Source organism: Cyanobacterium sp. T60_A2020_053 (assembly GCA_015272165.1).
Classification (GTDB): Bacteria; Cyanobacteriota; Cyanobacteriia; order Cyanobacteriales; family Cyanobacteriaceae; genus Cyanobacterium.
Map to the genome: position 1 here is coordinate 55,314 of JACYMF010000057.1, position 12,042 is coordinate 67,355.

Here is a 12,042-nt window from a genome sequence, read left to right on the forward strand (position 1 = left end):
TAGCGTAATCCAAGAAAGTCTTAGCTCAGTTATAACCCTCTTTTGTCACTACCCGAAAACATTTGCCATTCTGAAATTACAAGACCTTGATCACTAAACTACTTCAGAAGTTTTTAACTAATAACAATTATCAGAATTTAAAAATGGCTGAAACTATATCTATTAAAGCAACTTGATCGGAAAGTGACAGATCAGGGATAATTAAGCAAAAAGAGAGTAAAAATAGACTATGACTACTACGGCAGATGATGTTTGGCAATTATTAGCAGAATTAGCCATCGCCCAAAAAGAGACAGAGAGAATTATTAAAGAAACTTCTCAAGAAACCGATCGACGTTTTCAAGAAACTGATCGCCGTTTTCAAGAAACCGATCGCCGTTTTCAAGAAACCGATCGCCGTTTTCAAGAAATGACTCAGGAAACCAATCGCCAAATTAAACAGGTAAATAAGCAAATTGGACAATTAGGGAATCGTTTAGGGGAGTTTGTGGAATCACAACTGCGCCCTTCGGCGGTAAAATTATTCTCTCAAAGAGGTATTGATGTTCATGAATTACACTCTGATATATCTGTACAAAGAGGGGATGGTGGTTTAGAAATTGATCTCTTAGTCGTCAATGATACTGAAGTAGTTTTGGTGGAAGTAAAAAGTAAATTAACAGAAAAAGATATAGACCAACATTTACAGCGTTTAGATAAGTTTAAAAGATTCATGCCTCGATACAGCAATATGACAACGTATGGGGCGATGGGCGCTATGGTTGTCAGTAATGAAGTGGCTAATTATGCTTATCAAAAAGGTTTATTTGTGATTACTCAAAATGGAGATAATATGGTTATTATTAATGATGAAAAATTTAAGCCTAAAGTTTGGTAAAATCAATTACTTTAGTTGATAAGAAATTAATTTTGCTTTTTATCTTCCGTTGGTTTTTTTACCTCGACTTTTTGTTTAAGAAAAGGCATTTGCGGATCAACTAAATCAATATAAATAATATCTTCTCTTTTCACCTGTTGAGTCAGAGGTTTCAGTGTTGCTAATACCGTTAACTGTTGAGAAAATTTAGACGTATAACCACCCAGATGCACTTTACCTAAATCAGTAGTCAAAATAAGATTAGTAGGATTTTGCCAATTTATTTCAGTAATGGGTATAGATGATTGCCGAATTAAACTGTACATATTTTGCCAATAACTAAGATAAACCGAAGGAGTGCCAACTACTCGTAAAGTAGGCAATTTTTCTGGTTTTTTCTGTAAATCTTGATATAAATTTTTATCCATAAAAACCCCCTCTTCATTGAGAAAACCGACTAAATCCAGCGCCCTCCCCCCATTCTCTCTCTCTACCATGTCAAAAGCAAGGGCAACGGGTTTCGTTTCCGTAATTCGCAGGGTTAAACGAGGGGGAAAAATATTTCTCACCACCGTCACATCTTTAATGGGATTATTTGCTGTTAAATTTTGAGCTAAATCATCCCCAGATAAAGTCAAAATCGGTTGAGGATATTTGAGGGGAATCAATTTGCGGACTTCCTCAGTGGATAAAAACTCATTACCCTGAATGTTAATTTGTTGCCCATCCTTAATCACCCATTCCGGCAAAGTAATCCACCAAAAAACCCCCACCGACAACCCAAAAATTCCCGTAAAACGCCAAAAGCTACTCCAAAAACGAGCAGATTTTTCCTTTTTTAACAAAAGGCGACGCTCTTTCGCTTCAGCCGGAGAGAGACGATGTTTAGTACCAGTCATATTTATTTCAGAAAGAGAGAAAGGGAAGTAAAAATTATGAATTATGAATTATGAATTATGAATTAATACGGGATGGGTGATAGGTAAAAATTTAATTATCAATTATCCATTGTCAATTATCAATTATCCATTGTCAATTATTCATTAATAATCTATGCTGATTCAGGAGTAGGTAAGGAAGATGGATGTAGTAATAACTCAGCAGTGCTACGTTTTTCCACCATTTCCTTAGTGATGCGACATTTGCGTAAATCCTGACGAGAAGGAATTTCATACATCACATCTAACATAACTTCTTCCACTATACCCCTCAGCGCCCTTGCCCCAGTTTTACGGCGGTAAGCCTCCTGAGAAATCGCAGTAATAGCTTCCGGTTCAAATTCTAACACCACATTATCCATATCTAACAAAGTTTGATACTGTTTCACCAAAGCATTACGAGGCTGAGTTAAAATCGCCGTTAAAGCCTCTTCCGTCAAAGAATCCAACACCGCCACCACTGGTAAACGCCCTGCAAACTCAGGAATTAAACCAAAACGCACCAAGTCATCGGTTTGTAACTGGCGCGCTGCCGCCGCAATTCTTTCCTCTTTGGTTTTATTCTCGTCGGGAATTTCAAACCCTAGCACCTTTTTATTGCTATTTTGCTCAATAATCTTTTCTAAACCGCTAAATGCACCACCACAAATAAATAAAATATTGCTGGTGTCAATGGTAATACAATCTTGATAGGGGTGTTTTCTGCCACCTTGGGGCGGTACATTAGCTACAGTACCTTCTAACATTTTTAATAACGCTTGTTGTACCCCTTCCCCAGAAACATCCCTAGTGATAGAAGGGTTTTCACTTTTACGGGCAATTTTATCGATTTCATCAATGTAAATGATACCCCGTTGAGCTTGTTCCACGTTCAAATCGGCTACTTGTAGTAATCGCAGCAAAATATTTTCCACGTCTTCCCCCACATAACCAGCTTCAGTTAAAGTGGTAGCATCGGCAATGGCAAAAGGCACATCGAGAATTTTTGCTAAAGTTTGGGCTAATAAAGTTTTACCCGATCCCGTGGGCCCAATTAACAAAATATTTGATTTTTGTAACTCGATGTCATCAGCGCCCTTCCCCTGATTTTCTTTCACACTGAGACGCTTATAGTGATTGTAAACTGCCACCGATAAGACTTTTTTCGCCTCATCCTGTCCAATGACATAATCATCTAAAGAGGCTTTAATTTCCTTCGGTTTAGGTAAATTGCTGAGGATGAGGGGCGCTGGTTTGCCACCAGCATTAGGTTTGGTGGCTTGTTTTGGGGAAGGATGACTCTTGTCATGGGAGTATAACTCCTCCTCCAAAATTTCGTTACACAATTCCACACACTCATCACAGATATAAACCCCAGGTCCGGCAATTAATTTGCGCACCTGTTCTTGAGATTTACCACAAAATGAGCATTTTAGATGAGAGTCGTATTTAGACATAAAACTTCTTTGACGTTAACAGTGAAAATGAACAAAAAACGGTGGAGGGCGCACTCCCCCCGAAACTAATTAAAAGCATCTGATAAATCAATATCTTTACGATTGATAGGCAAATTAACCCCTTCTCTGACGATTACATCATCAATAATTCCATATTCTTTTCCTTCCACCGAAGACATATAAAAATCCCTTTCCGTATCAGCACTAATACGCTCAAAAGGTTGCCCCGTATGGTGAGTTAAAATTTCATTAAGTCTTTGTTTAATGTAGAGAATTTCCTTGGCTTGAATTTCAATATCACTGGCTTGACCTTGCGCACCCCCTAAGGGTTGATGAATCATAATGCGAGAATTGGGTAAACCTAACCGCTTACCTTTAGCGCCCCCCGCCAATAAAAAAGCGCCCATACTAGCGGCAATACCGTAGCAAATGGTGGAAACATCTGGTTCAATTTGTTGCATAGTGTCATAAATAGCTAAACCAGAATAAACAGAACCACCGGGAGAGTTGATGTAAATATAAATATCTTTTTTGGGGTCATCGGCTTCTAAATATAATAGTTGCGCCACCACTGAATCTGCTAATTTATCATCAATAGCAGTACCCAGAAAAATAATTCTCTCCCTGAGCAGACGAGAATAAACATCAAATACTTTTTCACCCGTGCCTGATGATTCTACAACCATCGGTACTCCAGTATTATTAACGATATTTTCTGTTCTTATGGAGTTAATTTGGGCGTTGGTAATATTTTGAATGTCTAAAGACGTTAGTTGGGATTCTAGCATAGCTGTTTGACGTTTATGGTAAAAGCTCTTACAACTTCATATTATACTACCTTACGGATAATGGATAATTGATAATTGATAATGGATAATTGACAATGAATAATAATTTGAAAGGGAAAGGGGCAAAGGAAATTATTATCTGATGTTACGCAAAATATAGAATTAATTGTTGGTGTCAGGTGTCGGGTGTCAGGTATTAGGTTAAAGAATTGACAAGAAACTTATGTTTATTGATCTTTTTGTTGTACAAGAGTCTATGGAGGGAAGGGTTTTAAACCTGAAACCTGCTACCTGCTACCTGAAACCTCCCTTAACATTTGAATCAGTGCGTAACGTCAGTTATTATTTCATAATTCATAATCTGCTTTTTTCATTTTATCTGAGAAGGCGAGGACGAGTTAGACTAAAAATTAAGCCGATTGTACCGCCAATTAAACCAATTCCTAGCCACAGGGCAAAAGAATAACCTTTACTATCAGCTACAACGGCGGTTAATAAGCCGATGAGACAATGTAATAACATCAAAGAAAAAACTAGGCTGGGTTCAGGATTGGTAATAATTTCTTGCATAGTAGTTGATAATTATTGAATATAGCTTTATTTTATAAAGATTCGGGCTTTTGATATTAAACCGTGAGATGATAAACTTTACGATTAGGGGTTGCTGAAAAAGTATTTTGGTGAGGAAAGGTGTCAGGTTTCGGGAGTCAGGTTTCAGGTGAAATGCTTATGAATTAAAGACTGTAGCCAAATGGTTAGTTTTCATAGACTACTATTTTACATCAATAATTTTTGATTAGGTTATATCAAGTTCGGATAATCTGTTCCAAATAGATTTTCTCTTCGCACTTTACCCACCGTGTAATGAATTACACGGAACCAACGGTATTACGTTCAATAAATTGAACTAAGATTGGTTTAATTTATTTATAAGTGATCGCGCAGCGGCAGCCTTCGGCTGATCAAACGAACTTGATATTAGACAAAAAAGATTTAGCACTTTTTTGATTTCATCGTACTTAAAACCTTTATTTAAGAAGGGTTTTGATTCATTCAGCGGTCTTTAATTGTTCATTATCAATTGTCCATTGTCCCCAAAATATGTTTTTACCTCCTCCTTTACAACCCGGTGCCAAATTAAAAGCCATAGCGCCCTCCGGCACATTAAGAGATAAAGAGTTAGCCAAATTTGAACAGGGCTTGGCAGTGTGGAGACAACAAGGCTATCAAGTGGATGTGGATAGTAGTTTTCAGGCTCAAAAAGGTTATTTAGCAGGAGATGATGAGGTAAGGCGAAGGGCGCTGAAAGAGGCTTGGCATAATCCTGATTATCAGGGTATTTTGTGCATTCGTGGTGGTTATGGTAGCGCCCGTCTCCTCGAAAATTGGCGTTGGGAAAATACGAACACCCCAAAATGGTTGCTCGGATTTTCCGATGTCACCAGTCTATTATGGAGTTTGGCATCTGAAAATATTATTTCTCTCCATGGGCCGGTTTTAACTACCATTGCCCAAGAATCGGAAGCCTCTTTAAATCGTCTTTTTAGCTACCTAAAAGGGGAAAGTTTACCCCCCCTCCAAGGCACGGGGACGGGCGCTGGGAAAGCGCAAGGAAGGCTTTTGGTAGGTAATTTAACGGTGGCTACCCATATCCTCGGCTCATGGTTTTGTCCGAATTTTGACGGGGTAATTTTAGCGTTAGAAGATGTGCAGGAAGCGCCTTATAAAATTGATCGGATGTTGACTCAGTGGCGTTTAATGGGCATTCTCACCCAAGTGAAAGGCATTGCGCTGGGGCGCTTTAGCGGTTGTCAAGCGCCCGACGGTATTCCTAGCTTAACGGTGGAGCAAGTGTTACAAGATCGTTTGGGGGATTTAAACATTCCTATTATTACTGATTTACCTTTTGGTCATGATGGGGTTAATTTTTGTTTGCCGGTGGGGGCGCTGGTGGAAATTGACGGCGATAATGGTTTATTATCTTTTCTTTAAATGTTATGATGTGTTCTTTAAACAACAACATTTAACAGTTAGTTATGAGTATTGAGAGAGTAAGAGAAGCCATGGCGCAAGGTCGGGCATTAAAAGTAATTAGTGGCTTAAATAATTTTGATTTTGCGAATGTGATGGCAGTATGTCGTGCGGCTGAAATGGGGGGCGCTACTTTTGTTGATATTGGCGCTAATGCCGAGTTAATTAAAGCGGTTAAGTCTGCTATTAGTTTACCTGTGTGTGTTTCTGCTGTTGAACCTCAGTTATTAGTTATGGCTGTGGCGGAGGGCGCTGATTTGGTGGAAATCGGTAATTTTGACAGTTTCTATGCTCAAGGAATTAATTTCACGGCGGAAGATGTCTTATCTTTAACTCGTCAAACTCGTGAGTTATTACCCGAAATTACTTTATCTGTCACTGTACCTCATACGTTACCTTTGGATCAACAAGCTGATTTAGCTCAAAAATTAGTGGCGGAGGGCGCTGATATAATCCAAACGGAAGGTGGCACAAGTTCTCAGCCTAATCATAGCGGAGTTTTGGGCTTAATTGAAAAAGCATCTCCTACCTTAGCCGCAGCGCACGTCATCTCAGCAGTGGTAGATGTGCCTGTATTATGTGCTTCTGGTTTATCTGATGTTACTGTGCCAATGGCTATTGCTTCTGGTGCTTCTGGAGTGGGTGTTGGTTCTGCCATCAATAAACTTAATGATCCCGTTGCCATGATTGCCGTCGTGCGCCGTTTGGTTGAATGTCTTTATGCTACGGAATCTCGTTTTTCTTTAACTCGTTAATTAGGGCTTCGTCAAAAGGGTAAAAGTAATAATTTTATTGACTACTTAGAATGTAATATGAGGGTTGAACATTGTTCAACCCCTATTTTTTTGACACCACTTTTTCAGGAAACTCCACTATTATGAGAAAACTAACTCAAGAAGTGACATTTTTAAGATAAAATAATATAAAGTGCAGAAAGTTATGTAAATCACTGCCATAAATATCGAATATATCTAACAACTTTCAGTAATTTCGATCAAACTGATTTTTCTAGCTACATTCAGAAAATTATTGACCACCTAATCTCTTTAGCTCATAATGCCCCAAGTTATTGTTATTGTTAATGCTCAAGTTAAAGACGGAAAAATTTGTGCCACAGCGCCCGTCACCGCTAAAATGACATTAGCCTTAATGAAGGGCATTAGGAATACTGAACCGGAAGCAGACATCAAAATTATCAGTGGTGCAGATTTGTGGTCAAAATCGATACATTTACCCACCCCTAGTGCAGATGTTAGATACTGCCCTTTAACCATTAAACTACCGGACTGGTTCAAGTTTAAAGCAAGTCAAGTTTATAAGGCTTGTTGTGAGGTAGATCAGCGCCGAAACTGGGTTAAAGAGAATTTTGGTTATCGCACCAGTAAAGAAAATAGTTTTTTAGGGGATTTATGGTTGCCGATTATTGCCACAACCAAAGGGATAGTTTATGGAGAAGTAATTGGTGAAGGAGAAATTCCCAATTCTTATCAACAGCCTGTGGATTTTCCTGATAGTTGGCGACAACCTCTCTATCGTCTTGGTTATAGTCTATTGGAATCTATTGATGCCCCCCCGTCAGTATATTTGTTACAGTTCAAAATGTTAGACAAGGACATTATTTTTGACCGTCTCTGGCCTTTTCCTGCCACTCCAGCTATCGCTTCCATCGGTATTCAAGAGCCTGATTTGTTTACCTGTCATTGGCATTGTCTTACAAATCAACCTTTTTTTGATATTAAAATTTTTCCCCAATCTTTGTCAAATGCCCTCACCCTTAACCCCTCTCCCACAGGAGAGGGGAATATGTCTATATCAAATTAATTTCGATCTAATATCAAGTTCGGATAATTAGTTATAGAAGATTATATCTTCGCAATTTACCCACCGTGTAATAAATTACACGGAACCAGTAGTATTCCGTTCAATAAATTGAACTAAGATCATAATATTACTAATTTCTAAGTAGTCAAGCGAACTTGATATTAAAAGACAAGATTACAGATGCGACACGATGGTAGTAAAACCTCATAATTGTCCATTGTCCATTTGCCCTCACCAAAATACTTTTTCAGCAACACCTAACTACCCGGAAACCCTACATACCAAAAATAAGTAACCATGGGGATAATCGTGGCAAGGGCAACAATTACCACCACCCAAATAGTAGCGATACCGTCATCGGTTTCCTCTGCACTGGAAAAGGTACTATCAATATTTAACTCTTCAGCTACGGGGGGACCGGGGTCTTCTTGTCCTGCTAAAATAGCACTAAGACGGGCGCTGGCATCTACTAAGGCTTGATTATATAATTGGTCTTTGAGAGGAAAACCAATGGTTTCTTTGATGATACTCTCGTTAATTTCAGGGTTAATCAAAGTTTGTAAAGTTTCCCCTGTGCGAAGGGCGCTACGATTAGTTAAGGTATCTAATACTAATAGGGCTTGATTTGCTTGGGTGGAGGGCGCTTCATACCAAGTCGAAAATACCTCATCTGCGAAAGAATCAATGGTAGCACCATAATCAAGGCGACGAATAGTTAAAATTCTTAACTCATTCCCTGTCTTCTCAGCAATATCCCTTAAACTGCTTTCCAGTTTTAATTCTGTCGCCCGACTGAGGGTATCGGCTTCATCGACTACCCACACATCTTCCCCAGCGCCCACCACCGGAATATCATAAATGCCTGTAGCCCCAGCGCCCGTCACGCCTAAAGAGAAAACCAAAGTTAAAGCCCAAAAAGAACTGGTAATGAGACGAAATAGTTTTTCCATAAATATCATAGATCATTATTTATATAATTTCTTTTTTATTATCTCACTTCACGGGGGAGGTGAGAAGAATTTAGGCTAAAATTAACAAGTGTCGCTCTTTGTAAAGGGAAGCGGAGGAAGAAAGGGAAGCGGAGGGAGAAGGGGAAGCGGAGGGAGAAGGGGAAGCGGAGGGAGAAGGGGAAGCAGAGGGGGAAGGGGAAGCGGAGGGAGAAGGGGAAGCGGAGGGAGATAATTAATTATTAATTATTCATCATTCATCATTTATTATTAATTATTCATTATTAATTAAACTAAAAATGTCGTCAGAATCAACATTAAACCAACTACGTCTTTTAAGCCCAGAAGGACTACTACCGCCGAGTTATGGAGTTTATTTTAAAAATACCCTCGTCGCCCTTTGTCACGCCCTTGAAGATCATCTCTTAGAACAAGACGCACCCGAACAACCCCTTGTCTTAGTAACCTTTCAGCAAGGTAAATGGTATTTACAAGAAGCCCAAAGATACGCTCAACTAGCTCAAGCCAGTAGCTTAATAGCCATTGGTGCTGTACCCGATAGCGGTTTTCGAGATCATCCCACCGGAAAACTAGATAATGTTACTTTAGTGGATTTAGCACCAGAAGACAGTTTGGGGGAAGAATGGAACTTAATAATTGTAGCGCCCAACTACGGGGCAATGGTACTCTGTCACGAATTAAAACCCGAAGAATATCGCCTTGGTAGTGAGCCTAATGCCGATGCTGAAAGGAAATTTTATGGCTTATGGACTTTTGATCGGGTGCTGGTGGTACAAGCAGCCAAAATCTTAATCAATCGCATGACAGAATCTGACTCATCCCTTGCCATCAAATTAAATCAACACCTACAAGATATTAATAAAACTAAAGTTGATCAATCAGTGGACTTAACTGGAGTTGTTCATCGTATCGTTTCTTATTTACAGAACAGCGAAGAAAGGCTAATTACCGTCAATAGACAAACTAAAGAATTTCAAGACTTAGAAGGACAAGCCTTAAAACTCAGTCGCAACCTTGGAGCAAATAAATTACAGGCTTTTTTGCGTATGGCTCAAAAAGTTGACCAGAATGATCCCTATAATCCCCATGCCTCCTTACAAGTTTCTGCCCTAGCGGAAACCCTCGGACAAATACTAGATTTATCAGTAATACAACTACGACGGTTAAGACTAGCCGGATTATTATTTCGAGTTGGTTTAGCCCAAGCGCCCTCCGCCGTATTCACTCAGCATGAAGACGACCTAGATACTAATAACTATAGTTTATGGCGTGACCGTGCCATACTCAGTTCTCGTCTCCTTACTGCCATGAATGAATTGCAACCTGTGACTAATATAATTTATCATCAACTAGAACATTGGGACGGTAGCGGTAGCCCCGATGGCTTAAAAGGCGAATCCATTCCCCTTGAGTCTAGAATTTTAGGCTTGGTAACTTACTTTCAAGATTTGACCCAACCCAGAGGAAAAAGACCTGCCTACGATCTATCTACAGCACTAGAGCAGTGTGAAAAAGCGAGTAACATTAAATTTGAACCGAAATTAGTCGAATCCCTGAAAACCGTTGTCAGGCTTACTGAGATGGGTTTTATGACATTACCAGATCGACCCAGCCAATTACCTCAAGTGTGGCTAGAATCATAGCTGTTACTGAAAAAGCAATTTAGTCCATAGTGAATAATTGACAGTGGAAAATGAATAATGAAGAACTGCTGTATTCAAAATTATTAGTGGTTTTGTTAACTAAGTCACACTCAAAACTTGGGGAAAATTTAGTGACACTATCATTTTGTCATTGCGTAATTTTTACAGTATAGTTATTCAGTGGTAAAGTAACTTCCTTTTTTTGTTATGGCTTTCCATGCCGATCTTTTTAGGAGAGAACTTCACGCCGTTTTTGATAGTTTATCCCCAATAATCATTTGTGACAATTATTTTAAACCTATCAATGCTAATTGCGAAACCTACTGGGATTAGTAATTATATTTATAATATTTATCCGTATTTAGAAAGATTAGAACCAATTAGTTTAGCCCCTGAAAACTACTTGAGTTACCAAAATAACTATAATATTTCAAAATATTATAGTCCAGACTATGGCAGTAAAGGACATTTTTTACGATTATTATGGACACAGATTAGACTACCTAATCTTTATAATAAATTACAAGGAAATCTTTTATTTTCACCAGTTCCTGAAGCGCCCCTCACCGTAGAAAAATATCCTTGTGTGATTATGGTGCATGACTTAATTCCCTTACGTTTTCCTCGCTTTAAATCACCATTAACCTATTATTTTAAATATTATGTGCCGTGGGTATGTCAACAAGCAACCCATATTATTTGTAATTCTCAGTCAACAGCAGATGATTTAATTAACTTTTTTGGTGTTGAAAGTCATAAAATTACACCAATTCATTTAGGAATAAATAATAATAAATTTAAAGTAATTACTAATATTAATAAACAAAATTATTTTATTTATTTAGGCAGACATGACCCTCATAAAAATTTAGATAGAATCATTAAAGCATTTGCTCAGTTTAACACTAAAAAAAATTATCAACTGTGGCTAGTAGGGGCAAAAGATTCCCGTTATACACCTGCATTAATAGCATTAATCGAAGAATTAAATATTACTTCACAGGTGAAATTTTTTGATTATGTTTCCTCAGAGGAATTAATCTTAATGTTAAATCAAGCTCAAGCCCTTGTTTTTACAACTCTTTGGGAAGGCTTTGGTTTTCCAGTTTTGGAGGCTATGGCTTGTGGTTTACCTGTCATTACTTCTGACATATCAGCATTAAAAGAAATTGCTCGGGATGCTAGCTTATTGGTCAATCCCTATGATATAAATTCTATAGTGAGCGCAATGAAAAAAATTAGAGATGATGATCAGTTGAGACAAGACTTAACTCAGGCAGGGTTGGCAAAAGTAAAACAATTTAGTTGGCAAAAAACAGGGAAAGAAACTGTCAAAATTCTTGCTGATTACCAAAAATAGATGGTTTTGATATTTGTCAACAAGCTCGTAATGGCATCATATCATTATTAGTATATAGGGGTTGCTGAAAAAGTGGTGTCGTTAAGGGAGTGGGAAGTGGATAATGAAGATGCTTATCAATTGACACTCCCACCACTAAACCCTACGGGTTATAGTGGGGGATTCTTGGTTCACCGACTCGCCGTTAGACGACAGCCCATA

General features: G+C 38.5%; 11 protein-coding genes. 6 read left to right on the forward strand and 5 right to left on the reverse strand.

From position 1 onward, the window contains the following. Nucleotides 1-229: 229 nt before the first annotated feature. The gene (locus IGQ45_08035; GenBank protein MBF2057162.1) at nt 230-877 is read left to right on the forward strand and encodes a DUF3782 domain-containing protein; all 648 of its coding nucleotides are present in this window, start codon (nt 230-232) and stop codon (nt 875-877) included. A 26-nt stretch (nt 878-903) separates the two neighbouring features. Here the strand turns inward: IGQ45_08035 and IGQ45_08040 are convergent, their stop codons facing one another. From IGQ45_08040 to IGQ45_08055, 4 genes are all read right to left on the reverse strand, one after another. Continuing rightward, nucleotides 904-1,755 carry an FtsQ-type POTRA domain-containing protein gene (locus IGQ45_08040; GenBank protein ID MBF2057163.1) on the reverse strand — a complete coding sequence of 284 codons (852 nt, stop codon included), beginning with the start codon at nt 1,753-1,755 and terminating at the stop codon, nt 904-906. Between the two features lie 152 nt (nt 1,756-1,907). Beyond that, nucleotides 1,908-3,230, reverse strand: a complete 1,323-nt coding sequence (gene clpX / locus IGQ45_08045) for an ATP-dependent protease ATP-binding subunit ClpX (GenBank protein ID MBF2057164.1) — start codon at nt 3,228-3,230, stop codon at nt 1,908-1,910. A gap of 65 nt (nt 3,231-3,295) precedes the next feature. After that, a complete protein-coding gene (clpP, locus tag IGQ45_08050) occupies nt 3,296-4,018 on the reverse strand; it encodes an ATP-dependent Clp endopeptidase proteolytic subunit ClpP (protein ID MBF2057165.1) in 723 nt (240 codons plus the stop codon). Nucleotides 4,019-4,393: 375 nt separating this feature from the next. After that, a complete protein-coding gene (locus IGQ45_08055) occupies nt 4,394-4,588 on the reverse strand; it encodes a hypothetical protein (GenBank protein ID MBF2057166.1) in 195 nt (64 codons plus the stop codon). Between the two features lie 531 nt (nt 4,589-5,119). On the opposite strand from IGQ45_08055, the gene IGQ45_08060 reads away from it, so the two are divergent. From IGQ45_08060 to IGQ45_08070, 3 genes are all read left to right on the forward strand, one after another. Beyond that, on the forward strand, nt 5,120-6,010 hold the full coding sequence (locus IGQ45_08060; GenBank protein MBF2057167.1) for an LD-carboxypeptidase: 891 nt from the start codon (nt 5,120-5,122) through the stop codon (nt 6,008-6,010). A 44-nt stretch (nt 6,011-6,054) separates the two neighbouring features. After that, nucleotides 6,055-6,804 carry a DUF561 domain-containing protein gene (locus tag IGQ45_08065; protein MBF2057168.1) on the forward strand — a complete coding sequence of 250 codons (750 nt, stop codon included), beginning with the start codon at nt 6,055-6,057 and terminating at the stop codon, nt 6,802-6,804. Nucleotides 6,805-7,105: 301 nt separating this feature from the next. After that, complete coding sequence (locus IGQ45_08070; GenBank protein ID MBF2057169.1) at nt 7,106-7,870, forward strand: hypothetical protein; 765 nt, start codon at nt 7,106-7,108, stop codon at nt 7,868-7,870. 257 nt (nt 7,871-8,127) lie between these two features. On the opposite strand, the gene IGQ45_08075 is transcribed toward IGQ45_08070, so the two are convergent. After that, on the reverse strand, nt 8,128-8,820 hold the full coding sequence (locus tag IGQ45_08075; protein MBF2057170.1) for a TPM domain-containing protein: 693 nt from the start codon (nt 8,818-8,820) through the stop codon (nt 8,128-8,130). Nucleotides 8,821-9,116: 296 nt separating this feature from the next. Between IGQ45_08075 and IGQ45_08080 the strand changes: the two genes are divergently transcribed. Further along, complete coding sequence (locus tag IGQ45_08080; protein ID MBF2057171.1) at nt 9,117-10,481, forward strand: histidine kinase; 1,365 nt, start codon at nt 9,117-9,119, stop codon at nt 10,479-10,481. 304 nt (nt 10,482-10,785) lie between these two features. After that, complete coding sequence (locus IGQ45_08085; GenBank protein MBF2057172.1) at nt 10,786-11,841, forward strand: glycosyltransferase family 4 protein; 1,056 nt, start codon at nt 10,786-10,788, stop codon at nt 11,839-11,841. The last annotated feature ends 201 nt before the right edge of the window (nt 11,842-12,042 follow it).